This window comes from Nanoarchaeota archaeon (assembly GCA_018897155.1).
GTDB lineage: Archaea > EX4484-52 > EX4484-52 > EX4484-52 > LFW-46 > LFW-46.
Window position 1 is genome coordinate 22,813 of the sequence record JAHILE010000029.1, and the last position, 26,088, is coordinate 48,900.

Consider the following 26,088-nt stretch of genomic DNA (forward strand, 5'->3'; position numbering starts at 1 on the left):
CAGGACTCTAGGCTTTTCGGCATTCCCGAAAAAGCTTCAAGTTCGCAGCAGCGAACGAGATGATTTTCATAATTATCAGTTTTCTATCATTGTGAGTATAGATTTAAATAGATTAAAAACCGCACAATTCTGTATTTTCGGCATGCGTCGAAAAATACATGCCCTAATCACAAAGATTCATAAATGCATTGCAGCACTTTTTATATATCTTCGCGCAACTAAGTTAACATATGGTCTTTATCACAAAGCATGATGGAAGGCGCGAGGAATTCAATCCCGATAAGGTGCGCCAGAGCTGCATCCGTTCGGGCGCGTCGGAGGCGCTTACTAAAGAAGTCCTCGAATATATCACAAAACGAATCTACAACGGCATGTCGACAAAAATCCTTATGAAGCTGGTCTATGACCGGCTGAACCGCGAGGAAGTGCATATCGCGCGCAGATACCGCTTAAAAGAAGCCATAGCAGATCTTGGTCCGGAAGGATATGAGTTTGAGTGGTATATCACACATTTGCTTAAGTGTTCCGGATACAAGACAATTCACAGCCCGGAGCCGAAGATTCAGGGCAAGCTTGTCGATCATGAGATTGATGTTTTTGCAGAAAAGGAAGGCGAACGGGCGATAATTGAATGTAAGCACCACTTCCAGTCGCACACCTATACAGGCCTTGAAGTGCCGTTGATTCAGTGGGCGCGCTTTGATGATATAAATAATAACGGCCTGAAAATGACATCTGCATGGATTATAACAAACACGAAATTTTCGGAGTATGCTATAAGATATTCAAAAGGAAAGGGCATAAAGCTCATCGGATGGAATTATCCTTTTGGGAGTGGCCTTGAGCGGCTTATTGAAGATTATCGGGCATATCCTTTGACACTGCTAAAGCTTCCGAGATTTTTGCGCATCAATCTTACAGAAAGAGGCATAACAAATATACCTGACTTTTTGAAGGCCGACACAAGGGCGCTCGGGGATGCAGGGCTAACAAACGAAAAAATCGCAGAATTAAAAGAGCTTTCAAACAAACTGGTAAATCATGGAAATCAATGAATCGAACGATTAAAAACAGATGGGGATTGAAATGAACAATACTTCACAGAAGAACCGCAATAAAAATAAAATTTTTGTAATTTTTGTAGCGCTCATCTTTTTGGGCTCAATGGCTGGAGCAATGCTGTATTCAACAGGAGATACAAAAAAGGCCGCTGATCTTCCTGCTTCAAAGATAGTTTCGGGATTGTCTGATGATCAAAAGCAGAGGATATTATTCGGTTCGCAAGAGAATCCTGCAGACCGTTATGTGTTAATTACGCTTAATGTTCCAAAGATATGCGATCCAGAATGCAATGGCATAAAACAACTGATGGGACAGGTGCTTTCCGCATATGATCCTGCGATTTATCTTTCAGAAGTTCAATCAGAATCTGCTTCTAATTTAGGTGTTAGCGTACGGATGGAATCGTATCTGGATAAAAAAGAGCTTTCGGAATTTAATCTGACTGGTGTGGAAGACTTTATTTGCAGCAATACAATATATCGGATAGATGAGTGTGTGTTAAGAAAAATGGATTTTGGTGCTTCTAATGAAAACAAAACAGAAATCAAGGAAATCAAAGGAACTGCAGGAGGAGAAAATTCAAGCGCAATCAATATCACAGCCTCAAATGCATCAAACAGTACCGGACAAGGAAATGTTTCGGACAGCGCAGTTTCAAACATCACCGAGCAGCGAAATATATCAAACAGCACAGGAACTCAATAAGCCTGTTGAATCAAGCGAACGCGCGAAATCAGTAAAACCCGAAGCATTACCGCTAGTTATGAGCTCATATGGCCTTATTAGTACAGGCGATTTCAAAAAGGCTTTACTTGTTCTCGAACAGGCGCTTGAAATTGCACCGAATGACTTGAGGGCGCTTTTGCTTAAAGTCCAAATTCTTCTGTTATTAAGAAAACTGCGCGATGCAGACAAAACCACGAGCCTCATAATGGAATTATATCCTGGCGATCACCACGTATATCTTGCAAAGGCAATATCAACGCTTTTTTATACGACTAATATGGCTGAATCCCTAAAATACATCAACAAAGGGCTTGAGATAAGATCAGATTGCATTGAGCTCGTTTTGGCAAAGGCACAAATACTTTACCTGATGAAGGACCCCACATACAATGCATGGGTGCTGCAGGCTTCAGAGATAGACGCATCAAGGACAGATACATTTCTTAAAAAATACTGGATTGAGCACTTTCCGGAACCGCCATCGCATACCGGAGCAGAGATTCATGGCCTCTTGCAGACGTTGATGTTTCTTGCAAGCCAGCAGAGTTTTGGCGGATGGAAATGATGCATGTGAGTTATATATTTTTATTCACAATTAATTAATATGACACTTATTAACGATCGCTTTCTTAAAATTGAGAATCCGCCATTTCAGGATATTAAAATCAAATACTCCGAGGTTATAGGTACTGCAAAAGGACCGTCGCTTTTTGTGATTTCAGGAATTCACGGCAACGAACTGACAGGAGTTGAGCTTATACGCCGCCTGCGCCAGTACCTTGAGAAAAAATCAATATACGGAAAGATAGTGCTTCTTCCTGTTGCAAATCCCCTTGCTTTTTACTCGCGCCAGAGAAAGACGCTTTATGACGGAAAGGACCTGAATCGATGTTTTCCAGGAGACAGAAGCGGCTCGATTACCGAGAAAATAGCATTTGCGATAACTGAGGAAATCATAAAAACCTGCGACTACGGGATTGACATACACACAGGTCCCGAGGGACGAATCCTCATGTCGCATTCAAAGATTATGTTTGATGAGGAAAAGGAAATACTTGAGCTTGCGCGCGCTTTTGGAACCCTTGTTGCAATACCTAGGAAAGGAACTCCGACAATGCTTTCAGTTTATGCAACATCGCAGAAAATACCCTCCCTTGGCGTTGAGCTCGGCGAGGCGAACAAGCTTGACGAGGCATATATTAAAACCGGATTTTTCGGAGTGATAAATGTCGCAAGATATCTTGGCATATTGAAAGGCACAGTAAATGTCTTGAATAAGCAGTTCATAATCACAAATCGGCTGAATATAAAGCCGCGAATTTCTGGAATATTCTTTCCTAAAGTGGCACTTGGATCAGTTGTGGGAAAGGGAACGCTTCTTGCAGAAATACACAACCTTGAGACTGACGAAAAAGAGGAAATACGGGCAGAAAAGCGCGGTATTATTATGTCGGTTCAGACTTATAGTGTCGCGCTTGCAGGAACAACTGTTGTGAGCATTCTTGCGCTTGACAGCGTTGCGACAAATGATGTCGCATTAAAGAAGAAAGTGACGTATTATCACTCAAATGACCCGGAGATTCTTTGGAAGGAGATGGTGTTTTGAAAATAAGCTCGGATTTGAAAGATTGTAATTTTCAAGGAATCGGAACCCAAACAGGTTGTATTGAAGGATTTTCTTCAAGATGCGTTTCTTGTGCAAATTTGTAAATATCTTTTATTGGAAAGTTGGTATATTCTTCAATTAATAAATCCATTTCCTCAAGACCTATTTTTCCTAAGTATTTTTCTTTTAATTCTTTTTCTGCGCGAGCATATTCTTCAGGCAGATTCTTTCTTCCATTAATTTTGTTTGATAAGAATTTTCTAGTTTGCCATAATGCATTAGCAGGTATATAAAAAAGGTCAATAACGGGTATTGAAGGCCCTACCGGCATTATTCTATAATGCTCTTCGCGGGCGTAAATCACTCTTTTAATTCCAAGTTTATCGTTCGTCCTATCCATTGCAATAGGACTATAACAACCCATTATTGAAAGTTCTTCAATCGTTTCTTCAAGTTCTTTTGATTTTGGACCCCAAATACACGGTTGATTAAACGGTATGTACACATTTTCTTTTTTAGGTATTTCTTTATCAATTAAAAATGCTATTTGTTGGTAATCCGGAGGATAAAACTCGATAGGTTTTTTTGATTTTCCAACAAGATGCAATACGAAGTCTCTTAAATATTTCTCATTATCGGTTGTACGTCTCATAATAATCCTCAAAAATAAATTGTTTTTTGGAATTATTAAATATCCAACGCACTTACTTGCGCCAAAAATCCTTTCGCTTCGCTCTAGGCTTTTTAGCACAAATTTATTCCGGCGCGGCAATTTGTGATAAAAATCCTTTCGCTTCGCTCTAGGCTTTTTAGCTCAATTGTCCAAAGCTGAGACTTGAGCTAAAAATGCTTCAATCTGCAAATCTTCAGTCCCGCCCTCAACAATTCGGAATTCATATTCTCCAAGCTTGTCAATCAGGGCTGCTTTTGATTTATCCGGAATGTCGATATGCAGAATTTCGCGATGAAACGCCTTTATTACATCGAGCCCTGAAAGCCCGCGCATAATCATTAAATCCGCCAGTTTCTTTCGCGCGTCCAAAAACTTCTTGTCAAGAGCCATTTTAAGAATTTCTTTTACTTCTTCGGGGCGCAAGGATGCTGCAACGGAATAAACGTCGTCTGCATCCACAGTTTTCTTGATTATAGACACTGACTGGAGAAGGTTTATTGCGCGCCTCATGTCGCCTTCAGCGACTCTCAGAAGCGAGTCCATTCCCGCCTTTGTGATTTCGAGCCCTTCAGTTTTCTCAATGCGGCGTATCTCGTTTTCAACATCTGCATCAGTCAATGGCTTGAAGCGGAAAATCGCGCATCTGGACTGTATCGGAGGAATCAGCTTTGATGAGTAATTGCACGAAAGAATAAATCTGGTGGTGTTTGTGTATTTTTCCATTGTCCTGCGCATTGCCTGCTGTGCTTCCTGGGTAAGCGCATCAGATTCGTCAAGAAATATTATTTTGAAATCCGAATTGAACGGCTTTATTCTTGCAAAATCCTTTATTTTGCTTCTGACAACATTTATTCCTCTTTCGTCAGATGCATTCGTTTCCATGAAATTGCGCTTCCAATCCTCGCCGTAAATCTCCTTTGCAAGCGCTATTGCTGCAGTTGTTTTTCCGACTCCTGCAGGTCCTGTGAATAGCATGTTCGGAAGCGACTTTTCTTTTACAAAGGCCTTCAGCCTCCCGATTATTTCCGAGTGCCCTACTATGTCGTTAAGGCGTTCCGGCCTGTATTTTTCTGTCCAGATTTCAAACATGATCTTTTTCACCTACGCACTTAATTCGCCAGCCGTATGTCAATGATTGTGCTTGTTCCGTTTCCTGTATCCACTTTGCACCTGCACATAGGGTCTGATTTTTGATCAACATAGTCTCCGCGGTTTGAATCGGCATCCAGAGGAACGCATACAGTGGGATATTTAAGGTCTGGTGATTTTGATAGCTCGCTGCATCCCCGTTCAAGCATTTTTTTGCTTAATACGTTATTATATCCGTATGAAAGCGCAAGAATCACCATCACTCCGAAAACAATTGCCATTAGCCATACTTTGCGGCTGCTTTTGGATGTGTCTGGCTCTACCTTTTCGGAGCAATACTCTTTCTTAGAATCTTTGGAAACGGCAGTTTCTTCAGGCTTTGTGTTTTTTACAGTGTTTTCAAGTTTATTTTTTTCATCTTTTGTTTTTGCCATAATTATCACACAAGATGATACTTTTGCAGAAATAAAAAGATATTGTGGATTTAAATCCCGGCTATAACTCAGAATGTTTTATCATGCGACTTATCTGACAAACATATTTATGATGCAAACACCATATATATACACATAACCTAATAATGGTGTGTCTATTAATTTATGTGGTGTCTATGGTTCTTCGCGGATGGCTGAGAAGGAATTTTGAAAAAGTAAAAGAAGAAGAGCGGCTTTTCGAGGAAGAGGTAAATCGTTTTTCTATAGGTGCGCCCAGTAAGATTTTGGTTCTGCCGGAACTGGACCAGATACTTCCAAAAAAAGGGGAAGAAAAAAATGTAAAGCAGTCTACGGATGTGCGATATGAATTGATACCTCCGTTTGCTTATGCGCGCATTTATTGGAGTGAGATTCAGGAAGGTCTAGTGTATGAGGTGTTGCAGCCTTCATTGAATTCCAAGGAAGAGGAGATTTTTGAAAAAATACGTTCGGGCCTTGCGAAAAGTATCGGGGTTGATATAGAGCAGTTTTCAAACAGCAAAAAAATGCTCGAGTATATTCAGGGCGAGGTACGTTCGGTAATTGATGAGCTAGGCATCATTCTTGAACCTGGGCAGTATACACGCCTACTTTACTATATTTATATAAATTTTGTCGGCCTTAATGAAATAGAGCCTTTAATGCATGATTCATACATAGAAGACATTGGCTGCGACGGTGTTGGAGTGCCCATATATATCACCCATAAAAAGTATGGGAATCTGCGAACGAATATTAGCTATAATGATGTAAAACGACTTCAAGAGTTCGTTGTAAAGCTTGCAGAACGTACTGGGAGATATATTTCATATGCGGAGCCCCTTCTTGACGGTTCACTTCCTGACGGCTCCCGTATACAGGCTACGCTTACATCTGATGTAACTACAAAAGGACCTACGTTTTCTATCAGAAAGTTCAAGGAAATCCCATATAGCGCACCTGATTTGATACGCATGAAAACCGCATCTTCAGAGGTTATGGCATTCCTTTGGTTTGCAATAGAGCACAAACGAAACATACTTATTTGCGGAGGCACTGGTGCAGGAAAAACATCCTTCCTTAATTCACTTGTTTCATTTATTCCGCCTGATGATAAGATAGTCTCAATAGAAGATACGCGAGAATTGAATTTACCTCACGAAAACTGGATTCCGGCAGTATCACGAGCAGGGTTTGGTACTGTTACAAAGGATGGCACCCGGTATGGCGAAATCTCGATGTTTGATCTTCTTAAGGAATCATTCAGGCAAAGACCTGACTATGTGGTCGTAGGAGAAGTCCGAGGCACTGAAGCATCTGTTCTTTTTCAGGGAATGGCTTCCGGGCATCCTTCTTTAGGCACAATTCACGGAGGTTCTGTGGATGATATCATAAAGAGAATGGAAACACCTCCCATAAGCCTTCCGCCAAGCCTGCTCGAATCTCTTGATATTGTGGTGGTGATTACGCATTCGGACCAGTTCGGAAAATCCGCCCGCAGAATCAAGGAAATCGCCGAGATGGAAAATATAGATTCGGAAACAGGGCGCGTCAGGGTTATGAAAAGCTTTCAGTGGTCTCCTGTTCTTGATGTTTTTGAGAGGCACCATAGCACAATTCTTGACCGGATAGGAGCGGAATACGGGATTTCAATGAGTAAGATAGAGGAGGAGCTGAAAAACCGCCAGAAAGTTTTGGAATGGCTCGTTAATAAGAAGACATTTGGCTTTATGGACGTATCAAATTATCTTGCTGAATACTATCGAAACAAGCAGAAAATATTGAAAGCTATTGAAGATGAAGAAGCTCCGGTTTTGGATAATCCGGCGTATAAGCCCAAGAAAAAAGGAATTAATATGGCGTTTTCTGCGCCGAAAATCATTGCCTCTGGTGACCCAACTAGAGACGCGCTTGATATGTGATGCTTTTGAATAGGGTTCTAAGAAGTTGTCGCGTTTTATTAGCATGTATACTAAATTACGGAGCATATTCTAATTTACAATTTTTATATAAAAAACAAAAAAAGAACAATCGCGGGCAAGAATCATCTCGTTCGCTTGAGCGAATTCGAAGCCTTTTCGGCAAACCTATCGAGGAATGCCGAAAAGTCACCCGCGAATTTAATATTTTTAGGAATTTACTTTAGCTTTCCTAGCCTATCAATTCCTAGTTTTTTAACATTTGGCTTCCATACTTTTGCGCCCATCCATTCGGGAGCATTTTCCGGAGCAGCAACCTGTTTTCTTGAGCCCTTGAAGATGTGTATCTTCTTGGTTCCGCGCTCTCTTAGCTTGATATCAGTATATCCGCGGTTTGCCGCTTTTAAAGCCGCCTGTCTTGGCTGCGATCCTGTAAATACGCCAACTTCCTTGTTTCCCTGTCTTAGGGAAAAGTACCTTTTTTCTGCCATATTCATCACTCATTTTTTCAAAATATTCTAACTATGTATTGGTTATACTATAACTATGCGCGTATGTAGTATATATACTTTTTCAATAGAAGCCGACCATAGCCGAAAAATCGTTTTCAAGCTTAAAAAGATGAGCGTTAGGCAACCGACTAATCGGCTGGCGCTTGGGGCGCATTGCTTCGCAACGCACATGTTCTTGTAAGATTATGAGCGTCGGGAGAGAGATTTGAACTCTCGAGTCCTTGCGGACACCAGCTCTCGGGAAACTTTCCAGGCTGGCGCCATCTACTCCGCTCATTCAGGGATTATTTCAATAATATTGCGCGAGTGGACGCGAGTCCACTTTAAATGCATTTTGACATTCCTGACGAGCGCACCGAGCTAGGCGACCCCGACACAATGCCTTATTTTTGATTCAATCATTTAAAAGCTATTCGATTATTTATATGTATGAAAGTTTCCGAAAAAACTCTTGCACGCAGCCTTATAGAAAAAATACTATCCGGTGAGGTGAGTAAAGAAGGCCAGTTGAATGCGGAAAAGGCGCGCATTTCATCAAAACTGGGTGCATCAAAAATCCTTCGCAATTCAGATATCCTTAAATATGCAACGCAGAAAGAGCGCGAAAAGCTTGCAATTCTTGTCAAAAAGCCGATAAGAACGCTTTCAGGCGTTGCAATTGTTGCGGTAATGGCAAGGCCCGGCGAATGCCCTGGAAAGTGCATCTACTGCCCGCAGGGCGAGAATGCGCCGAAAAGCTACACCGGAAAGGAGCCGGCAGCCCGCAGGGCGAAGATGTTTGATTACGACCCGTTTGTGCAGGTTACAAAGCGCGTGGAGCAATTAAAAGCAGTTGGCCATAGCATTGATAAAATAGAGCTTATCGTGATGGGCGGAACCTTTTTGTCGTATCCTAAGCAAGAGCAGGCGCTTTTTGTCAAGCGGTGCTTTGACGCGCTTAACAGAATCGATTCTAAGACCTTGATTGAAGCTCAAAAAATCAACGAAACCGCAAAATCAAGATGTGTGGGCTTGACTATCGAGACGCGCCCGGATTTCTGCAAAAAAGAGCACATAGATACCATGCTTCTGCTCGGGGCTACGCGCGTGGAACTCGGCGTTCAGACACTGTCAGACGCAATTTATAAAAAAATAAGGCGCGGGCATATGATTAAAGACGTAGTCGAAGCAACGCGGCTTATGAAAGATTCCGGCTTGAAGGTTGTTTATCATATGATGCCCGGGCTTCTCCAGAGTAGAAAGCAGGATCTTGCAATGTTCAAAAAACTGTTTAATGATCCTGATTTTCGGCCGGACATGCTGAAAATTTATCCAACGCTTGTTGTTTGCGGCACAGGGCTTTATGATCTTTGGAAGAGCGGAAAATACAAGCCGCTTGAAAATGAAGAAGCTGCAGAGCTTGTTGCCGAAATAAAAAAGAACATTCCACATTACTGCAGGATAATGAGGGTGCAGCGTGACATTCCTCGAGACCAGATTGCGGCCGGCGTTACTGCGGGGAATCTTCGAGAATTAGCCCGGCAAAAACTGAAAGCAATAGGTGAAAAATGCAAATGCATCAGGTGCAGGGAGGTTGGGCATACGGATTTTAAGCAAAATACATTTGATGGTGTTGTGCAGTTTTGCGAAAAATATCGGGCCTCAGAAGGAACGGAATATTTCATATCTTTAGAGGATAAAAATCGCGAAGTTCTCTACGGTTATTTGCGCCTGCGCATACTGGCAAGGCCATTTCGAAAAGAGCTTTCCGGAAAAACATCCGTTGTTCGCGAGCTGAAAATATTCGGCACATCAGTTCCTATTGGCGAAAAACAAACAGGCGCAATACAGCACAAAGGGCTTGGGAAGCGGCTGATGAAATTTGCCGAGGAGTTGTCAAAAAAAGAAGGCGCGCATAAAATTGTTGTGATTGCAGCGGTCGGGACGCGCGATTATTACCGCGCTCTAGAGTATTTTGATGATGGCGCGTATGTCTCGAAAAAACTGATATAAAACTTTGTTGAGTAATTATATGTGGTGGATTATGTTGTATGTTGTAAGTCTCGGGCTTCATGACGAGAATGATATTTCGCTGCGCGGAATCGATGCGTTGAAAAAATGCAAGAGCATTTTTATTGAAACATATACCTCTTCAATCAAGATAGATTTTGAATCCCTTGAGAAAATCGCAGGCAACAAAATAGAGCTTCTTGACAGACGCGGCGTTGAAGAATCCGGCGTGATTCTGGAATCTGCAAAATCGCGCGATACCGCATTTATTGTACCTGGAGACGCGCTTTCTGCGACAACTCATCATCAGGTTGTTTTTGATGCTCGAAAGGCAGGCATAGATGTCGAAATAATTCATGGTTCATCAATATTCAGTGCAATTGCTGAGACAGGTCTTTCGCTTTATAAGTTCGGAATGACTGTATCACTTCCAAAGCCGCAAGAAAATTATTTTCCGGAATCGCCGTATATGAACATACTTGCGAACAAAAAAAGAGGGCTGCATACGCTGATTCTTCTTGACATCGGAATGACTGCAAAAGAAGGCATTGAAATTCTTTTGGAACTTGAAAAGAAAGTCGGGAAAAAACTATTCACAGAAAAAACAAAGCTTGTTGCAGTCGCGCATCTTGGAGTTAAAAGCACAATAAAATACGGACCGATTTCCGAGCTGAAAAAAGCAGACTTTGGAGCAATGCCGCATACGCTGATCCTGCCTGGTGATATGCATTTCTTAGAAGAGGATTTTGTTTCGCAGTTTGCGATTTGATACAAATTCATGCAAGCGTGCCTATTTTCTGCCCCATTTTTATTTCTGCCCCGCGCACCAAGTCGCCAAAAGTTATTACGCCGCTTTCAAATAAAAGCACAACTGTCGAGCCTATTTCAAATCTGCCGATTTCTTCTCCTTTCTCTATCGGAATTTTTTTAGAATATGTTTTCTTTAACGCCATATTGCACGAAGTATCAAATGCAGCATTTTCGTAAGTCGCGCATATCTTTCCGACAACACACGCGCCCACTTTTACAATTGCAATCGTGTTTTTCCGGCATTCCAAATACGTTATCAAGCGCTCGTTTTTTGAGAATAGGTTTTCTATTGTTTCTGAAGATATCTTATTCACACAAAAAAGGCTGCCTGGAATGTATTGATATCCCGCGATTTTTCCGGAAATCGGTGCGTGTATTCTGTGGTAGTTTTTCGGCGCAAGATATATTGTTAGGAAACTGCCGTTCTCGAATTTTGAGGCAAGCGCACCATCTTCAAGAAGACTCTCAAGCATGTAAATTTTTCCCTTTGCCTGAATGAGCATATTTTTTTCTATTGCGCCGAATTCCATCATTTTACCATCTACAGGAGAAATTACCGAATTTTTTGAAACATCAATTTTCCGAATTCCGGATTTTAGTTCGCGTGTAAAGAATTCGTCGAATGTCTGAAAATCGTAAGCGTCTTTTTTGGATTCCGACATATTGACTCCAAACAGCACGCAGTAGCTGCTTATCCAGGGGATGAGAATTATTTTTGGAAGTTTTTTTTTCGCTAGTTTCCCAAGCGCGCGGCTAATGAATTCTTTTGGAAAAACTTTGAATGCAAAAACAATGATTTTACTAAATAGATTCATAAACATTATTGCCTGCGCGTTATTATATTCTTTGCACATCTGGGCGCGAGTCAAGTCTTTTAAAGATTATTCATTAAGGTTTTTGCATAGGTCCGTGGTCTAGTCATGCGATTGCATAGCAATTTTCCTTATGCTCCGTATGAGAAATTGGTATGACGCCGCACTCACACTGCGGAGATCCTGAGTTCAATCCTCAGCGGACCTATTTTCATTTTTGAATTACCCTATGCATCGAAAAAATGAAAAGCCGCGAGTTGCGCGTTAACGCAACGAACGGATTTTTCGCCATCACACTATGTTTTGGGCGAAAACCATTTCATGAGGTGAATTTAATTGTTAAATGAGAATAATTGGGCCGCCAAATTAAAGCGGACTGCAACCGCATTTTTACCGATCGACAAAAGCCGCAAAGGCAATTGCATTCAATGCGGAAAATGCTGCGAACTTCCTGTTAAGTGCCCTTTCCTTTACAAAAAAGACGGAAGGAATTATTGCCGGATTTATAATGTGCGCCCGCTAAATTGCAGGAAATATCCGCGAACTGAAAGCGAGTGGCTGACAAAAGAGACTTGCGGTTATTGTTTTGATGCTGTAAAAAAGCAAAATTAGGCAAAACACGTCTTTATAAATTTTAGTGGATTAGTATATGATGCACAAATCGAACACTTAGACAACTATACGAAACTATTAATTGATTTTGAGGCAATGCCTCAAAAGCTTCGAATGAAGTGAGATGAGTTTTATGCCTTTTGGCAATCAAAAATAAGCGTCACACAACCAATATCGAAAATAGCAAATTGCTTAACTTTTTAAGCGCATGAGAACTGGATTGTGGAATGTTTGTGCATTTTTAATCATTTCCAATATTCATTGGATTAAAATCCAATCGCTTCGCTCTTGGCTTTTCGGTTATGCCGAAAAAGCATCGAACGCGAGTGAGAGGAATATTTTTTATTTAAATTTTTTTTATCGGTGATTGTGATGCCGGTGGACTTTATTTGTTAATCGCGGAAAATGAATCAATTTCTTCAGTTGCGCCCACAAGTTCTTTGAACCTTTCTGATAATTATTCGGATTTAGTTCCAAATGCGCGCGTTTCATTCGCGCAGAAGTTTTTCGGTTTTAGTTTTGGCTTTAACTTCGATTTTGGAGTTTTGAGCTTTGCTCAAAAGCTTGGTGCTCTTAGCACCATGATTTTTGGATTTGGCTTTATTGTTTAGTTAAGAGCCATGCTTCAAGTTTTTTCTGAAGAAAGGCGTTTACTGTTACGGTTAATTATGATTATGATTTATATTGATGCTGACGAATGTCGGAAAATGAATTAGGGAAATAGTGATTTTCATGCATACAAGCGAAACTTTGTGTTACATAAAATTAAATGGGAAACGAGACGATTTAGAAATCTATTTAGAGCAAAGAAAGGGATGCGAAGACAGCTGCATTAGATGGTATGGTATCAACGATAACACGCACAAAGCGGAGATATGCATCGAAGGATATCGAAACGACCTTGTAAGGGAACTCGAAAAAATCGGAATTTCGCGTGAAGAGATAGAATTATGCTGATTTTTGTCAAAAAAAAATGAATTGAGGAGAAAGATATGAAAAATAAGACAACTGGAAATGAAGACATTTATATAGGGCATTTAGACCCGAAGTATTCTTGGAGCCATAGGGCGGCAGAATTATTGTCTGAAAAACTGGATTTTGAAGCCATGCTTAAAGGAAGGCCCAAAGTTGATGATGTGGTATCTAATGCAGGATATGCAGACACATTAGGTGTTGTGCCCATCTACAACAGCATGAACGGAGATATCGAAAAACACATGCGCTTACTATTATCGCATTTGGGCGATGGTGTCTATGTTGGTGACGTTATTGATGTTCCAATCGAACAGTGTTTGGGTCTTAAGGGCGATGTGAGTGAAATCCTTCGCATATATTCGCATCCTGAAGCGATTAAACAAGTACGCCCATACATAGAAGAACTCAAAAAAGAATGTGGTCATGATATAACCGTTATTGATTGCGCATCCACTGCATTGGCTGCCGAAATAGTGAAAGATACGCCAGGAACGGATATTGCCGCGATATGTTCGCCAGCCGCAGCAAAAGCAAACGGATTAGAATACAAAAAACTAACTGATGGAGAACTTAATAAAACATCATTCGGCGTATTGGGTAAATCAACTTACTGGGCGGAATATTACGAAAAGCATCCGCATAAAAAGTCCGATGAACGTGTAACTGCTGTTCTTGTTCAGCCAGCAATTAAAAATTATTCCGGGCTTCTTGAGGATATTATTCATCCGCTTAGGGAAGAATGCGACATGTCCGTATTGACTTCACTTAGTAATGAAGGAACCCCCATATTCTATATTGAAATTGATGGTGGGCACGCACCAAAGATTTACCAAGCATTAAGCAAGATAGCGGTTGATATCCCCGCACGTGTTAAGCCGATTGGCAGTTATCTAAAAATAGCGAGACCGAAAAATATGGATGATGCGGTTGAGCCGGGAATAAACATCCCTTCAAAATTGTGGTGAGTTTAATGACCGAATTGATTTACTATCAAGACCAATACAAAAAAGAGCTTGAGGCAAAGGTTGTATCTGTTGAAGGGAATTACGCGCTTTTAGACAAAACAATATTCATCCCGCAAACAAACACAGAGCCCGGCGATTTCGGAAAAATAAACGGAATGAAAATCGCAGGTTCCAAAAAAGACGGAAATAATATTTGGCACATATTTTCAAAGCCGGTTTCGTTTAAAGCAGGCGGCACAGTAAAATTAGAGCTTGACTGGAGCAAGCGGCTTTTGGCCATACGCATGCATTCCGCACTTCATCTGCTTGCCGGCGCAATTGAGAAAAATTTTGGAAAGCGCGCGGTTGCCGGGGCAGTAAAAGGAAATCAGGCAGAGCTGGTTTTAAAAGAGCAGCTGCCTGACGAAACAATAACGCGGGCAATTGAGGCGTCAAACAAAGATATCGAAAGCAGCCTTGAAATAAAAAGCTATTGGGACGAAAAACGCGAGGGTTTTAGATGGACGCAAATCGGAGAGTATCCGCCAATTCCTGACGGAGGGATTCATGTTAAAAACACAAAAGAAATTGGAAACCTTATATTGGTTGGTAAAGAATTAAATGATGGGAAGCAAAAGATAATTATTGGCATAAATCAAGAATAAGTTATTTGTGGCGCTTTTTATGGCATTATCAAAATTGAGAGCGTATGATGTATTTTTGCTTTCAAATTCATTGCTAAATTTTTCAACAGGATTGTTTTATCCTTTCTGGATAGTATTTTTGCAGAATTTCGGCGGCAGTATTGAGCAGTTTGGTTTTTCTATAGGGTTGATGGCTTTTTCAGCAGCTATTGCATCTTATTATGCGGGAAAACAGTCAGATACGCTTGGAAGAAACCGCTATTGATAATCGGCGGAGTTATGTTGGGATGTATGATGATTGCATACACACTCATCACATCTTTAATACAGTTGTATGTCTTGCAGATTTTAACTGGAATCACAACCGCTATGCAAATGACAATGGAAGCTGCATTTTTGGGTGACGTGACTAAAAAAGAATCGCGAGGCAGGGATATTGGAAAATATCACGCGCTCGTAGGCATCATGGCAGCAGTCGCAATAATGGGCGGCGGATTTGTGGTCGGAAACTTGGGTTTTAAAGTAATTTTTTATATTACTGCGTCACTTGTTTTTATCTCAACCGCAATGTTGTTTTATATTGAGGAAAAACGTATTATCTCAAAGAAAATTCAAGGAAATAAGCATAAAAGTCACAAGTTCCAATAATACTTATGCAACTCTCACCGCGCATTACTGCACTTGAAGAAAGCATCCGCAAAATCTCGGAAGCTGCGGCAAAAATTTCAGGATGCGTGCGCTTTGACATAGGCCAGCCGGATTTTAAGACCCCGCAGCACATTCAAGATGCTGCAATACGCGCGATTCGGGAAAAGCCGATGGGCTATGCGCCGATGGTAGGCATTCCGGAACTGAGGCGCGCAATAGCGGATTATGAGAACAAAAAAGGCCTTAATCTCGCGCCGGAAAACATAATGGTTACAAACGGCGGCAACGGATCTTTGTTTTGCACGTTTTTGGCGATCATCGAAAAAGACGATGAAGTGCTTATTGCAGATCCTGCGTGGCCGCCTTATGAGATGATAGTGCGTTCTGTCGGGGGGGTTCCCGTTTACACGAAATTCTTTGAGGGTGGGGAGTCCTCAAAGGCTTCGAGTGGAGCGACAGCGAAACGAGATGATTTTGACGGCAAAAAACTGCTCGCGGATTCAATCGAATCTGCGATAACTTCAAAATCAAAAGCAATTATTGTTAACAGCCCTGAAAACCCTACAGGCCGCGTTGCAAGTGAAAGCGATTTGAAAACAATTGCTGAAATTGCGATTGAACACGGCATAATGATTATTTCGGATGAAGTGTATGATAAACTGCTTTTTGGCGGCGCAAAGCATTATTCGATTGCTAAATTCGCGCCCGAAAACACAATACTCATAAACTCCACTTCAAAAACATATTCAATGACGGGTTGGAGGCTTGGTTGGCTTGCAGCACCAAAGGATATTATAAAAGAGCTTGCTAAATGCAACCGCGTAACAACCGCATCGGTTAGCGCAGTAGTGCAATATGCCGCACTTGCGGCGCTTACTGAAAGCCAAGAGTGCGTCCAGGATATGTGCCACGAATACGAAAAGCGGTGCGACACGACAGTAAAGCGCATGAAGCAGCTTAACTGGGATTTTATAAATCCGGAAGGTGCGTTTTATGCATTTCCGAAAATTCCCGGTTGCATTGATTCGTGGAAACTTGCGATGGAGCTTCTGGAAAAAGCAAAAGTCGCACTTGTTCCTGGCGTATCGTTCGGCCCCTCAGGCGAAGGTCATGTGCGCATATGTTATGGCTCGGTGAATTCGGAATGCATAAACGAGGGCTTTGACAGGATTGAAAAGTATATGAATATAGTCAATAAATGCAAATATTAGTCAGTATTTACAAAAGCAGTTATTGCCTAAATAGATAAATCACGCAATTTCCGAAATAGCCAATTTGGCGTGATTTACTATGGCTATAAATAATTTTTTTTCAAATAATTAATTAATCGATGGTTCTGATGTCGCAAAAATACAATCTCCAGCCGCACGAAATCAAAGTGCTCAAATTTCTTGAGGATGAGAAAAAGCGCTTTGCAACTGAGCTTGAAGCCGTGCTCGGGATGGATCAGGTTGCTGTTGCCCGCGCAATTTACGGCCTCCAGCAGTCAGGTCTTGTAAAATCAAAGGAAGAAGAAAAGCTTGTTTTGAGAATAACTTCCGAAGGCGAGTCGGTCCTTAAGCAGGGGCTTATAGAAAAACAGCTTGTTTCAGAAGTAGGGGAAAAAGGAAAATCGCTTTCTGAAATAAAGCTTTCTGAGAAAAATATTGCTCTTGGTTTTGCAAAAAAGAAAGGTTATGTTGAATTTGACAAAAGCAGCTTAAAGGCTACAAAAGCAGGCATTGACGCGCTTGGAAAACAGGATGCTGAAGAAGTTCTTCTTAAAAGAGCTGCGCATGGCGAGGCTTTAAAAAAAGATGAACTCGACACACTTAAGTCAAGAAAGCTTGCAGATTATTCTCTTAAGACAATCCGCGAAGTCAGCATAACTGCTGAAGGAAAAAAAGCGGCTCAAGGGCTTGAGGTAAGGGATGAAGTTTCGAGTCTGGCTCCGGAAATGATAAAATCCAGGGGTTGGAAAGAAGTTAGCTTGAGGAAATATAATGTGACTGCTCCGGTAACTGCAGTTTATGGCGGCAGAAGGCATTTCGTGAATCAGGCGATTGATTATGTCCGAAGTGTTTGGCTTGACATGGGTTTCAAAGAAATGACCGGCCCTCTTGTCAATACAGGATTCTGGAACTTTGATGCGCTTTTTGTTCCGCAGGATCATCCTGCGCGCGAGATGCAGGACACATTCTTTTTTAACGGAAAGGGAATGCTGCCTGATAAAAAAACTATCTCTGCAGTAAAGAAGGCGCATGAATCCGGAGTCAACGGTTCAAGAGGGTGGCAGTACAAATGGAGTGAAGAGGAAGCGGCACGACTGCTTTTACGCACGCACACCACAGTTCTTTCCGCAAAGACCCTCGCGCAAATTAAGAAGGATAGCCTTCCTGCGAAGTATTTTGCAATAGGCCGGGTGTTCAGAAATGAGGCTCTTGACTGGAAGCATCTTTTTGAGTTCAATCAGGTTGAAGGAATTGTTGTGGATCCTAACGCCAATTTCAAGAATCTGCTCGGCTACCTTAAAGAATTCTTTGGAAAGCTGGGCTTTGAAAAAGCAAGATTCCGGCCGGGATATTTTCCATATACTGAGATGTCGATTGAAATCGATGTTTTCCACCCTGAAAGAAAGCAGTGGGTGGAGCTTGGCGGCGCCGGCATTTTCAGGCCGGAAGTTGTCGAGCCGCTATTGGGCGAGCCAATACCGGTTCTTGCATGGGGGCCGGGGTTTGACCGAATCATCATGGATTACTACAAGATAAAATACATCCGCGATTTGTACGGGAATGACATAAAGCAGTTGCGCGAGATGAAAGTTTGGATGAGATAATTTTGAAACATTCAAAACATCTATTGGGTTCAAAAGTTTCGAACAAATTGAGATGATGCTTATGAAAAAACTTGAAGGAAGAGTTGCAGTTATTACCGGTTCAAGCAGGGGCATCGGCAGGGCAATTGCTCTTGAGTTTGCGAAAGAAGGCGCGAAAATAATTATCAATTATATCCAATCAAAAAAAGAGGCAGAAGAAGTCGTTGCAGAGATAAAGAAACTCGGTTCAGATGCATTGGCTATGGAATGTGATGTATCCGACGAAAAACAAGTGAATGAACTAATAAGTACAGCAGTCAAAAAATTCGGTAAAATAGACATTCTTATAAACAATGCAGGAATTGTTGCGCCGAAACCATTTCAAGAATTGATGGCGCAAGATTGGGAAAATATACTGAGAGTTAACCTAATCGGAACATTTTTGTGTTCAAAGGCAGCCGCTCCGCACATGCTCCATCAGAAATACGGCAAAATTGTTAATGTTTCTTCAATACGCGGGCTCGAATGCTGCGGCAGAGCTGGAATACTTGATTACAGCGCTTCAAAGGCTGGTGTAATTAATTTCACAAAAACATTGGCGAAGGAATTAGCACCGCATGTTAATGTTAATAGCGTGGCTCCAGGCCTCACTGAAACGGACCAGTGGAAAAATAAAGACGCTTCATTTGTGAAAGCCGAAACAGAAAAAACGCTTTTTAAAAGATTCGCCAGACCCGAAGAAATCGCAAAAGCGGCTTTGTTCTTGGCATCTGACGATTCAAGTTACATAACCGGCGATGTATTAATAGTTGACGGAGGATATCATTTGCGCGAGTAGAAAAGCTTATAAACTCATGTAACAAATATGTTACATATGGAACAAAAAATATCTTTTGAAATTATTGCCGCGATTATGCGGGAGCCAATGCATGCGCGGGCAATTGCCAAAAAGCTCGGCACAAACCATATGGCTGTAGTGCGCGGGCTAAAGGCTCTTGTAGTGGAAAATGCAGTGGATTTTCAGGCAGAAGGCAGGAATAAAGTGTATTTTCCCAAAAAAAGCCTTGAGGCAAGGAATTTTGCAGTTATGGCAGAGCTTTACCGGCTTAACAAAACAATTGAAAAATATCCTGAATTAAGGGCGATTATTGAATCCATTCAGAAAAATCCGAAAATAGGGCTTGCGATGCTTTTTGGAAGCTATGCAAAAGGGATTGCCAGAACCGACAGCGACATTGATATTTTCATAGAATCAGAAGACAGAAAAATAAAGCAAGAAATCGAGCTTCTGAATTCGAAACTAATCGTAAAAATCGGAAGCTACGACCGCGATAATTTATTGATAAAAGAAATAGAAAAAAATCATGTAATGATTAAAGGAGCTGAAACCTACTATGAAAGAAACCGATTTTTTTATTAAGCTGCAAAAGGAAGGCAAGCGGATGATTTGTTCTATCGGCAACCTCAAGCCAACACAGATAAAAATGAGTAAAATAAAATATGCCTCAAGTCTGTAAGGTATTCGTGGTAGATTGATTTAGTATTGAAGTGGTTTTATGTTTAGTAAATCGTTTAATGATTTGGAAGATGAAGAAAAAATTATCTTGTATTCTTTAGGTGCTTTAAGTAACACCCCCCTTAGAAGTAAAATAAAACTGCAAAAGCTATTATTTTTGGTATCGAATGTTTTTAAAGAGTATAAAGATCTTTTGGAATTTGAACCCCATCTTTTTGGACCTTATAGTGAAACTGTAAATTACGTATTAGAAGATTTGATGAAATTGGGATTGGTTTATCAGGAAGGAAGTAAATATACCCTAACTGAAAATGGTTTCGAATTATTTAATCATCTTAAACCAAAAAAGGAACTTTTGAAAGTTATCGAAGATTTCAAAGAATTTTTAAATGATCTTTCAGATGACGAGGTGCTAGCATTTATTTACGCATCTTATCCGAACTACATTTCAGAGTCAGCTAAATGGGATGAACTAAAGGTTAATAGAGCAAGATTTGCTGTTTCTCTCTTAAAGAAGCAGAAAATTAGTTTTGGGAAAGCTGCTGAACTCGCTGGATTAAAAACCGCGGAATTTGAAGATCTATTGATGAAAGCCAAGGTTCGATGGAAATGACGACGACGAAGGTAATGGATAATACGATAATTAGTACGAGTCTTAAAGAAATAAAATGCGTGAATCTCATTAAGAAATGTTCTGAACGATATACAATTGCGACATCATACGAAGTATATTTGGAATCGTGTAAAGGATTTAGTGAGACCGTTTTAAAAGAATTATATAAAACTGTTGTTGTTCGTAATTTGACTGATGATAAAAAATATATTTTGCTTATTGATTATCTTCAAACAAGATACCCCTATCTACATAGCGGCGAATTATCATCATTCCTTCTTGCACTTTTAGATTATGAACTAAACAGAAAAGAATATTATTACGTTACTGACGACAACAAAATGAAAAAAGTTATTTCAAAAATGGGTGGAGATGATTTATTTTCTGAAAAAATAGGTAGCCCGATTAAAACATTTAATGTAACTGGTACTATCGGCTTGATAAGAAAACTGTATGAAAATGACAGTTTATCAACAGAAGATATCAAAAGGATAATAGAAGACTTGAAAAATAGTACTTTTTATATTACCCCCGACCTAATAAGTTATCTGAAGGTGGCTAAATGAAGTTAAATGTTAAATTAGAAAAAGTTGATGATGAATTAATGTTTAAACGTACGAGCATTTGCTTAGGGAGTAAATCAATAATGACTCCCATAAAAGCAAGCTACTGTGAAAATCCCATAAGTGATATAAATGAAATATATAAGAAATTTTCATTGGAAAAATTAAACAACTGCCTTTCCGATGAACAACATGAAAGAAGAACTAATTCGGAAATAAAACGTGAGATGACAAACGGGCTCAACATGTGCATTGTTGATTATTCGAGTTCTACAATCCCTGAAAGAAAGCATATCGAAATGCTTGCAGATATACAGTACGAACATAGCGATATAGTTGTTACTCCAATTTTCTCAAACCTGTTGAGGAAAAAAGATTTGGTGGGTGAGTCATTGACAAAGACATTCATAGAATTAACGAATCAATATATTGAAATTGTTGAAACTCTAAATCATAAAAGTATTGTTGGAGTCATACCGTCAAAAATGCCGCGAGAGCTTTTGAGACCGATAGTAGAAAACTATTGCGATAAGAACATAACATCATTTGTTCTTGATTTTGACGGTAGATCTATTGATAATACAACTTGGATAAGACACTTAACAAGATTAATGAATGACTTTGATTTAACGGAAAAATCATTTTTATATTCAGTTAACGCGAACGAAGGTAAATTTATGAAAAATGCCGTCGAAATACCCGCAAAAGATTTCATAAATAGTGGATTTGGAATTGATATTTTGGGTTTAAATCATTTGCAACCGCGAATGAATTCCGAAGCGTGGGCTAAAATAAAGGCAAAGAGAGAAGAAAACACCTACAGAATATTCAATAGAGGTACTTATGGATATGTGAAAAAGACAGAAGGTGAATTATTAAGACTTTTTGATATGTCCGATAAAAATAAATTAAGGGGGCAACGAAAAAAGTTTAATGTTTCTGAACAACATAATGAGACAATAACATTACAAACAAAATTAAAGGAAGAACGCACTATCGAGCCATATATTAAATCTAAGTCTCAAATTAATGAGGATCTTATAAAGAAGATTAAGAAGTTAAGATCTGAAACATTTAGAAGATAATTTATTAGTGATTTTTATGCCGACAGTTACGCTTAACAAAAAAAGAGTCCTTGAGCTTCTTGGAAAGAAGTACGATGATAAATTCCTCGCTGACAGAATTGCAATGCTTGGGACTGATTTAGAGTCCATTACAGATACAGAAATTATTGTCGAGGTTTTTCCGAACAGGCCGGATATGCTTTCTGAAGAGGGACTTGCGCGCGGCCTTCGCAGCTTTCTTGGCATTGAGACAGGGTTCAAAAAATACGAAGTGAAAAAATCCGGATTCTCTACAACAAATGCAAATCCGCTTCCATATTGGCCTTATGTGGTTACAGCAATTGTGAAAGGGCTCGAACTGGATGATGCAAAAATAAGGCAGATTATCCAGATTCAGGAAAAGCTCGGAATCACGTTGCTGCGCAAAAGAAAAAAAGGCGGCATCGGATTATATCCGCTTGACAGGATAAAGATGCCGATAAAATTCGTATCTGATGCCCCGGAAAAAATACGCTATCGTCCTCTTGAATATCCTGAAGTAATTTCAGGAAAAGAAATACTTGAAAAGCACCCGACAGGAAAGACATATGCGCACATATGCAATGACTGGAAAAAAATCACTTATTTTGTCGATGCGTCGGGCACAATAATGTCCATGCCGCCTATTGTGAACTCGTATGATGTCGGGAAAATCGACGAGAAAACAAAAGATGTCTTTATCGAGGCGACAGGCACGGATTTGAACACTTTGAAAATCGCGCTCAATATTGTCGTAACTGCTCTTGCAGATATGGGCGGGAAAATATATTCAATGGAAATCATTCAGGGGAACGAGAAATTCACCACACCTGATTTAACTCCGTCAAAAAGGAAGATTGACAGAAAATACGTCAATAAGCTTCTTGGTCTTGAACTAACCGACGCTGAGATGAAGCAGCTTCTTGCAAAAATGGGCATTGGATTCGAGGCAGGCTCTGCATTGATTCCGGCGTATCGCGCGGACATTTTGCATCCGATGGACCTTGTCGAGGATATTGCAATCGCATACGGCTATGAAAATTTTGATGCCCAGATTCCGAAAGTTGCGACAATCGGTGAAGAGTCTCGCGGAGCAATACTTAAGCGAAAAATTGCAGAAGTCCTTTCAGGGCTTGGATTTTTGGAATGCAACACATATCATCTTTCGAATGGAAAAGACCTTATTGAAAAGATGAATGCAAAAAAGACAAGCCTGGTAAAGCTTTCAAATTCCGTGAATATCGATTACGATGCGATGCGAAACGCAATACTTCCGATTTTGATGAAAGTGCTTTCAGAGAACAGGCATAACGAATATCCGCAGAGAATTTTCGAATCGGGAATTGTTTTTGCAGAGGATTCCAAAGAAGAGACCGGCGTTTCCGAGCGCGCATCTTTATCCGCAGTATCCGTGCATCCGAATGTCGATTTCTCCGAAATAAAGGCAACACTAGATGCTCTAATGCGCGCCTTTGACATAAAATACGAAATGAAAGAAAAGGAATATTCTTCATATATTTCAGGAAGGTGCGCGGAAATAGTCGTTGCAGGAAAATCCGTCGGCATGATTGGAGAACTGCATCCGCAGGTCCTGAACAACTGGGAAATCGAGATGCCTGTTGCAGGATTTGAAATTGATGTCGAGATGGTATTTGAGTGATTTTTATATAATTAAAACTCAGGAATTTTTCTTACTGTTTGTAATGCGCTATTAAGGTTGTTTCGCTTTTCTTCATATGAATTAATGAATTCATCCAAATCAAATTGGCCTTCATCAGTACCTCTAAAACAAAGAGTTCCTGATTCATGAGTTCCTTTAACATTTTTTTCAATATTCCAGCTTTGCTCTGGAAATAGTTCGTTTAAATTAAGATACGCTCTTAATGTATAGAGATTATCAGGTTTGAATAGTATAAGTTCAATATTTACTCCCGAGAAAAAACGTTTATAAAATTCTTGGCGATTGGTCTCCTCAAGCGGGAGTGCAAGTTCCTCGAAACCCATAGATTTCAGATGGTCTGTGAGTGCATCTCTTGTGACATATTTCATAGTATACTCATTGAGTAATAACATTTATAAAAGACTGTAAAACGTGAGCTGTTAAGTCTTCTGGATATAATCCCGATTCTATTTCTAAAAAATCAATACAAGGGAGTGGTATTCGATGAATAACACCTCTTAAAGCGCGCCTACAAACGATATAAAGGAGAATGAACAAAAATATATTATGAGGATGAAAAACTTAGAACGAGCTTTTTTTGGATTTATGGGTGGCGTGCTTACAATATCTGGCATAATCTTAGGGCTTTCTGGAAATATCCCTTTGAGCGTTTTTTCAATAGTTATCGGATTGTTTAGTTTTTATGTCGCTGCAAAATAAAGATAAACGTAAAACAATAAAAACACACTGAGATTATTTTTATGTCAGAACAACAACAGACTGATAAAAGTTCTTTAGGACAGAAAATTGAATGTTGTTTAAAGTATCCATTTACAAAACTAATTAATGCAATTACTCATTTGCTTAAAGAATTTAAAGATGCAGAGAAGCTACCTGCTTTATTTGTAATAAGTATTGTCATACTTAGTCTTGCAGTTATGACCTACTTTAAAAACAGTTCGGAATTAGTAACAATAGTTGTATATAGCATTGCTATTGGTTGTATTGCATTAGTTTGCATCCTTTATTTTTTTACTCGGATTGCTGAATCTAAAAATAAAGCTAACTTGAATAACATATTTTATTAAAAAAGTGAAGCAAGCCTAATTATCCCCCGCCACCTATTAATCCCAGCTTCTAGTTTCAGCCCTGCAAGCTCGCAGGGTATCTTACCGGTCGTTGTATGCGCTTCTATGAAGTTGTGCTGTAATATGATGCCTGCCATGAGTATTGGCGCAGACCATAAGGCTTTGAAACCTCTAAAATCATATACCCTATCCTTTATTTTGCTAAAGACAGTTTCTATTCTTACGTTGTGTTTTCCAGTCTTGCTGACGTTATTTATTCGGTGTTCTACCCGAAGCCTGTATTTTGAATAAAATACTGGGCTGTTAAGTCTGATGGTGAGGAACGGTGAAATTCCTTACCCCTACATTTACTAAAAATAGCAAACATTTATATATTTGTGGGGATAATATATGCGCATGGCAGCAATAAGGAAAAAGAAAGTTGGCGCAGAGGAATATTATTATCTAGCGCATAGCTTTCGGGAAGGCGGCAAAATCGTGAAAAAGGAGAAGTATTTAGGAAAAGTCTTGCCAAAAAACATTGATGAAATCAAGCGCATATTTCTATCAGAAATTTACAAAGAAAAATGGTTCTCACAATTTGATAAAATAAAGCAGAGCTTCTCGAAAGACAGAAAAGCAACTCCGCCGTCGGCTCTTGAAAAGGAAATAAAGACCTTCGCAATCAGGTTTACCTATGACACAAACAAGATCGAAGGTTCGACTTTGACACTGCGGGAAACCGCGGACTTGCTTGGCAGAGGCATAACTCCATCTGAAAAACCTCTTCGCGACGTAAAGGAAGCAGAAGCCCATATGAAAGCATTCTACGAAATGCGGGAATATAAAAAAGATATTTCTTTGCAGATGGTGCTTTATTTTCACAAAAAGCTATTCGAAGGAACAAAGCCCGACATCGCAGGAAAAATCAGACAGCATCAAGTGGCTATAGCCGGAAGCAAATTCATGCCGCCGTTTCCTGCGGAAGTGTATCCATTGCTTTCCGATTTTTTCAGGGGGTATAACAAGAATAAATCGTCTTTGCATCCTGTAGAACTTGCCGCAGGGGTTCATATAAAGCTTGTGACAATCCATCCCTTTGCCGACGGAAACGGAAGAATAAGCCGTTTGATGATGAATTTCGTATTGAACAAAAATGGATTTCCCATGCTGAACATACCATACGAAAAAAGAGGTGGGTATTATACTGCTTTAGAGCGCGCGCAGGTAAAAAAAGACGAGAGCATTTTTTTGCATTGGTTCTTCAAAAAATATCTTAATGAGTGCAAAAGATATGTGCGAAATAAAGAAATTGCTTAA

The 26,088-nt window shown here is 40.1% G+C and carries 30 protein-coding genes and 1 tRNA gene; 24 read left to right on the plus strand and 7 right to left on the minus strand.

Annotated features, from left to right (window positions below):
• Nucleotides 1–230: 230 nt before the first annotated feature.
• The 4 genes from KKB09_03510 to KKB09_03525 are packed head-to-tail and all read left to right on the plus strand — an operon-like array spanning nucleotide 231 to nucleotide 3,394.
• Nucleotides 231–1,055, plus strand: coding sequence for a restriction endonuclease (locus KKB09_03510; GenBank protein ID MBU4300266.1), 825 nt, complete (start codon nucleotides 231–233; stop codon nucleotides 1,053–1,055).
• A 31-nt stretch (nucleotides 1,056–1,086) separates the two neighbouring features.
• Nucleotides 1,087–1,767 carry a hypothetical protein gene (locus KKB09_03515; GenBank protein ID MBU4300267.1) on the plus strand — a complete coding sequence of 227 codons (681 nt, stop codon included), beginning with the start codon at nucleotides 1,087–1,089 and terminating at the stop codon, nucleotides 1,765–1,767.
• Nucleotides 1,768–1,825: 58 nt separating this feature from the next.
• The gene (locus KKB09_03520; GenBank protein MBU4300268.1) at nucleotides 1,826–2,353 is read left to right on the plus strand and encodes a tetratricopeptide repeat protein; all 528 of its coding nucleotides are present in this window, start codon (nucleotides 1,826–1,828) and stop codon (nucleotides 2,351–2,353) included.
• A 39-nt stretch (nucleotides 2,354–2,392) separates the two neighbouring features.
• Complete coding sequence (locus KKB09_03525) at nucleotides 2,393–3,394, plus strand: succinylglutamate desuccinylase/aspartoacylase family protein (GenBank protein MBU4300269.1); 1,002 nt, start codon at nucleotides 2,393–2,395, stop codon at nucleotides 3,392–3,394.
• Between the two features lie 31 nt (nucleotides 3,395–3,425).
• On the opposite strand, the gene KKB09_03530 is transcribed toward KKB09_03525, so the two are convergent.
• From KKB09_03530 to KKB09_03540, 3 genes are all read right to left on the minus strand, one after another.
• Nucleotides 3,426–4,058: a hypothetical protein gene (locus tag KKB09_03530; GenBank protein MBU4300270.1), complete on the minus strand. Its 633-nt coding sequence runs from the start codon at nucleotides 4,056–4,058 to the stop codon at nucleotides 3,426–3,428.
• Between the two features lie 150 nt (nucleotides 4,059–4,208).
• Nucleotides 4,209–5,156: a replication factor C small subunit gene (locus KKB09_03535; protein MBU4300271.1), complete on the minus strand. Its 948-nt coding sequence runs from the start codon at nucleotides 5,154–5,156 to the stop codon at nucleotides 4,209–4,211.
• A gap of 20 nt (nucleotides 5,157–5,176) precedes the next feature.
• Nucleotides 5,177–5,590: a hypothetical protein gene (locus tag KKB09_03540; protein ID MBU4300272.1), complete on the minus strand. Its 414-nt coding sequence runs from the start codon at nucleotides 5,588–5,590 to the stop codon at nucleotides 5,177–5,179.
• A 176-nt stretch (nucleotides 5,591–5,766) separates the two neighbouring features.
• Between KKB09_03540 and KKB09_03545 the strand changes: the two genes are divergently transcribed.
• A complete protein-coding gene (locus KKB09_03545; GenBank protein ID MBU4300273.1) occupies nucleotides 5,767–7,530 on the plus strand; it encodes a type II/IV secretion system ATPase subunit in 1,764 nt (587 codons plus the stop codon).
• 215 nt (nucleotides 7,531–7,745) lie between these two features.
• Here the strand turns inward: KKB09_03545 and KKB09_03550 are convergent, their stop codons facing one another.
• The gene (locus KKB09_03550) at nucleotides 7,746–8,018 is read right to left on the minus strand and encodes a non-histone chromosomal MC1 family protein (protein ID MBU4300274.1); all 273 of its coding nucleotides are present in this window, start codon (nucleotides 8,016–8,018) and stop codon (nucleotides 7,746–7,748) included.
• Between the two features lie 211 nt (nucleotides 8,019–8,229).
• Nucleotides 8,230–8,414: transfer RNA gene (locus KKB09_03555), tRNA-Ser, on the minus strand.
• 54 nt (nucleotides 8,415–8,468) lie between these two features.
• Here KKB09_03555 and KKB09_03560 point away from each other — a divergent pair.
• Entirely contained in the window at nucleotides 8,469–10,031 is a 1,563-nt protein-coding gene (locus KKB09_03560; protein MBU4300275.1) for a tRNA uridine(34) 5-carboxymethylaminomethyl modification radical SAM/GNAT enzyme Elp3, read from the plus strand.
• A gap of 31 nt (nucleotides 10,032–10,062) precedes the next feature.
• Nucleotides 10,063–10,797 (plus strand): diphthine synthase, encoded by a 735-nt coding sequence (dph5, locus tag KKB09_03565; protein MBU4300276.1) that lies wholly within the window; start codon nucleotides 10,063–10,065, stop codon nucleotides 10,795–10,797.
• A 7-nt stretch (nucleotides 10,798–10,804) separates the two neighbouring features.
• Here the strand turns inward: dph5 and psd are convergent, their stop codons facing one another.
• Nucleotides 10,805–11,653: a phosphatidylserine decarboxylase gene (gene psd, locus KKB09_03570; GenBank protein MBU4300277.1), complete on the minus strand. Its 849-nt coding sequence runs from the start codon at nucleotides 11,651–11,653 to the stop codon at nucleotides 10,805–10,807.
• A 333-nt stretch (nucleotides 11,654–11,986) separates the two neighbouring features.
• Here psd and KKB09_03575 point away from each other — a divergent pair, with 333 nt between their 5' ends.
• The 14 genes from KKB09_03575 to pheT all read left to right on the plus strand — a co-directional run bounded on the left by KKB09_03575 (nucleotide 11,987) and on the right by pheT (nucleotide 23,701).
• Nucleotides 11,987–12,262, plus strand: coding sequence for a YkgJ family cysteine cluster protein (locus KKB09_03575; GenBank protein MBU4300278.1), 276 nt, complete (start codon nucleotides 11,987–11,989; stop codon nucleotides 12,260–12,262).
• A 732-nt stretch (nucleotides 12,263–12,994) separates the two neighbouring features.
• Nucleotides 12,995–13,219 (plus strand): hypothetical protein, encoded by a 225-nt coding sequence (locus KKB09_03580; protein MBU4300279.1) that lies wholly within the window; start codon nucleotides 12,995–12,997, stop codon nucleotides 13,217–13,219.
• 35 nt (nucleotides 13,220–13,254) lie between these two features.
• Nucleotides 13,255–14,202, plus strand: a complete 948-nt coding sequence (locus KKB09_03585; GenBank protein MBU4300280.1) for a hypothetical protein — start codon at nucleotides 13,255–13,257, stop codon at nucleotides 14,200–14,202.
• Nucleotides 14,203–14,207: 5 nt separating this feature from the next.
• Complete coding sequence (locus KKB09_03590; GenBank protein ID MBU4300281.1) at nucleotides 14,208–14,846, plus strand: alanyl-tRNA editing protein; 639 nt, start codon at nucleotides 14,208–14,210, stop codon at nucleotides 14,844–14,846.
• A 19-nt stretch (nucleotides 14,847–14,865) separates the two neighbouring features.
• Nucleotides 14,866–15,090 carry a hypothetical protein gene (locus KKB09_03595; protein ID MBU4300282.1) on the plus strand — a complete coding sequence of 75 codons (225 nt, stop codon included), beginning with the start codon at nucleotides 14,866–14,868 and terminating at the stop codon, nucleotides 15,088–15,090.
• 14 nt (nucleotides 15,091–15,104) lie between these two features.
• On the plus strand, nucleotides 15,105–15,473 hold the full coding sequence (locus KKB09_03600; protein MBU4300283.1) for an MFS transporter: 369 nt from the start codon (nucleotides 15,105–15,107) through the stop codon (nucleotides 15,471–15,473).
• A gap of 5 nt (nucleotides 15,474–15,478) precedes the next feature.
• Nucleotides 15,479–16,684 carry a pyridoxal phosphate-dependent aminotransferase gene (locus tag KKB09_03605; GenBank protein MBU4300284.1) on the plus strand — a complete coding sequence of 402 codons (1,206 nt, stop codon included), beginning with the start codon at nucleotides 15,479–15,481 and terminating at the stop codon, nucleotides 16,682–16,684.
• A 128-nt stretch (nucleotides 16,685–16,812) separates the two neighbouring features.
• Nucleotides 16,813–18,288, plus strand: a complete 1,476-nt coding sequence (locus KKB09_03610) for a phenylalanine--tRNA ligase subunit alpha (GenBank protein ID MBU4300285.1) — start codon at nucleotides 16,813–16,815, stop codon at nucleotides 18,286–18,288.
• Nucleotides 18,289–18,349: 61 nt separating this feature from the next.
• Nucleotides 18,350–19,105: a 3-oxoacyl-ACP reductase FabG gene (locus KKB09_03615; protein MBU4300286.1), complete on the plus strand. Its 756-nt coding sequence runs from the start codon at nucleotides 18,350–18,352 to the stop codon at nucleotides 19,103–19,105.
• A 27-nt stretch (nucleotides 19,106–19,132) separates the two neighbouring features.
• Entirely contained in the window at nucleotides 19,133–19,687 is a 555-nt protein-coding gene (locus tag KKB09_03620; protein MBU4300287.1) for a nucleotidyltransferase domain-containing protein, read from the plus strand.
• 136 nt (nucleotides 19,688–19,823) lie between these two features.
• Complete coding sequence (locus KKB09_03625; GenBank protein ID MBU4300288.1) at nucleotides 19,824–20,396, plus strand: UPF0175 family protein; 573 nt, start codon at nucleotides 19,824–19,826, stop codon at nucleotides 20,394–20,396.
• Entirely contained in the window at nucleotides 20,393–20,962 is a 570-nt protein-coding gene (locus tag KKB09_03630; GenBank protein MBU4300289.1) for a hypothetical protein, read from the plus strand. Before KKB09_03625 ends, KKB09_03630 begins: the two co-directional genes overlap by 4 nt.
• Entirely contained in the window at nucleotides 20,959–22,044 is a 1,086-nt protein-coding gene (locus tag KKB09_03635; GenBank protein MBU4300290.1) for a hypothetical protein, read from the plus strand. The genes KKB09_03630 and KKB09_03635 overlap by 4 nt, the downstream gene beginning before the upstream one ends.
• A 16-nt stretch (nucleotides 22,045–22,060) precedes the next feature.
• Entirely contained in the window at nucleotides 22,061–23,701 is a 1,641-nt protein-coding gene (pheT, locus tag KKB09_03640; GenBank protein ID MBU4300291.1) for a phenylalanine--tRNA ligase subunit beta, read from the plus strand.
• Nucleotides 23,702–23,712: 11 nt separating this feature from the next.
• Here the strand turns inward: pheT and KKB09_03645 are convergent, their stop codons facing one another.
• Nucleotides 23,713–24,090, minus strand: coding sequence for a hypothetical protein (locus tag KKB09_03645; protein ID MBU4300292.1), 378 nt, complete (start codon nucleotides 24,088–24,090; stop codon nucleotides 23,713–23,715).
• Between the two features lie 178 nt (nucleotides 24,091–24,268).
• Here KKB09_03645 and KKB09_03650 point away from each other — a divergent pair, with 178 nt between their 5' ends.
• The 3 genes from KKB09_03650 to KKB09_03660 all read left to right on the plus strand — a co-directional run bounded on the left by KKB09_03650 (nucleotide 24,269) and on the right by KKB09_03660 (nucleotide 26,088).
• A complete protein-coding gene (locus KKB09_03650; GenBank protein ID MBU4300293.1) occupies nucleotides 24,269–24,421 on the plus strand; it encodes a hypothetical protein in 153 nt (50 codons plus the stop codon).
• A gap of 41 nt (nucleotides 24,422–24,462) precedes the next feature.
• Nucleotides 24,463–24,789, plus strand: coding sequence for a hypothetical protein (locus KKB09_03655; GenBank protein ID MBU4300294.1), 327 nt, complete (start codon nucleotides 24,463–24,465; stop codon nucleotides 24,787–24,789).
• 396 nt (nucleotides 24,790–25,185) lie between these two features.
• Nucleotides 25,186–26,088: a Fic family protein gene (locus KKB09_03660; protein ID MBU4300295.1), complete on the plus strand. Its 903-nt coding sequence runs from the start codon at nucleotides 25,186–25,188 to the stop codon at nucleotides 26,086–26,088.

What these genes read in the sequence shown, in the direction of transcription:
- KKB09_03510 (MBU4300266.1), top strand. Translation starts at nt 231, where the DNA reads ATGGTCTTTATCACAAAGCATGATGGAAGGCGCGAGGAATTCAATCCC.
- KKB09_03515 (MBU4300267.1), top strand. Translation starts at nt 1,087, where the DNA reads ATGAACAATACTTCACAGAAGAACCGCAATAAAAATAAAATTTTTGTA.
- KKB09_03520 (MBU4300268.1), top strand. Translation starts at nt 1,826, where the DNA reads ATGAGCTCATATGGCCTTATTAGTACAGGCGATTTCAAAAAGGCTTTA.
- KKB09_03525 (MBU4300269.1), top strand. Translation starts at nt 2,393, where the DNA reads ATGACACTTATTAACGATCGCTTTCTTAAAATTGAGAATCCGCCATTT.
- KKB09_03535 (MBU4300271.1), bottom strand. Translation starts at nt 5,156, where the DNA reads ATGTTTGAAATCTGGACAGAAAAATACAGGCCGGAACGCCTTAACGAC.
- KKB09_03540 (MBU4300272.1), bottom strand. Translation starts at nt 5,590, where the DNA reads ATGGCAAAAACAAAAGATGAAAAAAATAAACTTGAAAACACTGTAAAA.
- KKB09_03545 (MBU4300273.1), top strand. Translation starts at nt 5,767, where the DNA reads ATGGTTCTTCGCGGATGGCTGAGAAGGAATTTTGAAAAAGTAAAAGAA.
- KKB09_03550 (MBU4300274.1), bottom strand. Translation starts at nt 8,018, where the DNA reads ATGGCAGAAAAAAGGTACTTTTCCCTAAGACAGGGAAACAAGGAAGTT.
- KKB09_03560 (MBU4300275.1), top strand. Translation starts at nt 8,469, where the DNA reads ATGAAAGTTTCCGAAAAAACTCTTGCACGCAGCCTTATAGAAAAAATA.
- dph5 (MBU4300276.1), top strand. Translation starts at nt 10,063, where the DNA reads ATGTTGTATGTTGTAAGTCTCGGGCTTCATGACGAGAATGATATTTCG.
- psd (MBU4300277.1), bottom strand. Translation starts at nt 11,653, where the DNA reads ATGAATCTATTTAGTAAAATCATTGTTTTTGCATTCAAAGTTTTTCCA.
- KKB09_03580 (MBU4300279.1), top strand. Translation starts at nt 12,995, where the DNA reads ATGCATACAAGCGAAACTTTGTGTTACATAAAATTAAATGGGAAACGA.
- KKB09_03585 (MBU4300280.1), top strand. Translation starts at nt 13,255, where the DNA reads ATGAAAAATAAGACAACTGGAAATGAAGACATTTATATAGGGCATTTA.
- KKB09_03590 (MBU4300281.1), top strand. Translation starts at nt 14,208, where the DNA reads ATGACCGAATTGATTTACTATCAAGACCAATACAAAAAAGAGCTTGAG.
- KKB09_03595 (MBU4300282.1), top strand. Translation starts at nt 14,866, where the DNA reads ATGGCATTATCAAAATTGAGAGCGTATGATGTATTTTTGCTTTCAAAT.
- KKB09_03600 (MBU4300283.1), top strand. Translation starts at nt 15,105, where the DNA reads ATGTTGGGATGTATGATGATTGCATACACACTCATCACATCTTTAATA.
- KKB09_03605 (MBU4300284.1), top strand. Translation starts at nt 15,479, where the DNA reads ATGCAACTCTCACCGCGCATTACTGCACTTGAAGAAAGCATCCGCAAA.
- KKB09_03610 (MBU4300285.1), top strand. Translation starts at nt 16,813, where the DNA reads ATGTCGCAAAAATACAATCTCCAGCCGCACGAAATCAAAGTGCTCAAA.
- KKB09_03615 (MBU4300286.1), top strand. Translation starts at nt 18,350, where the DNA reads ATGAAAAAACTTGAAGGAAGAGTTGCAGTTATTACCGGTTCAAGCAGG.
- KKB09_03620 (MBU4300287.1), top strand. Translation starts at nt 19,133, where the DNA reads ATGTTACATATGGAACAAAAAATATCTTTTGAAATTATTGCCGCGATT.
- KKB09_03625 (MBU4300288.1), top strand. Translation starts at nt 19,824, where the DNA reads ATGTTTAGTAAATCGTTTAATGATTTGGAAGATGAAGAAAAAATTATC.
- KKB09_03630 (MBU4300289.1), top strand. Translation starts at nt 20,393, where the DNA reads ATGACGACGACGAAGGTAATGGATAATACGATAATTAGTACGAGTCTT.
- KKB09_03635 (MBU4300290.1), top strand. Translation starts at nt 20,959, where the DNA reads ATGAAGTTAAATGTTAAATTAGAAAAAGTTGATGATGAATTAATGTTT.
- pheT (MBU4300291.1), top strand. Translation starts at nt 22,061, where the DNA reads ATGCCGACAGTTACGCTTAACAAAAAAAGAGTCCTTGAGCTTCTTGGA.
- KKB09_03645 (MBU4300292.1), bottom strand. Translation starts at nt 24,090, where the DNA reads ATGAAATATGTCACAAGAGATGCACTCACAGACCATCTGAAATCTATG.
- KKB09_03650 (MBU4300293.1), top strand. Translation starts at nt 24,269, where the DNA reads ATGAGGATGAAAAACTTAGAACGAGCTTTTTTTGGATTTATGGGTGGC.
- KKB09_03655 (MBU4300294.1), top strand. Translation starts at nt 24,463, where the DNA reads ATGTCAGAACAACAACAGACTGATAAAAGTTCTTTAGGACAGAAAATT.
- KKB09_03660 (MBU4300295.1), top strand. Translation starts at nt 25,186, where the DNA reads ATGGCAGCAATAAGGAAAAAGAAAGTTGGCGCAGAGGAATATTATTAT.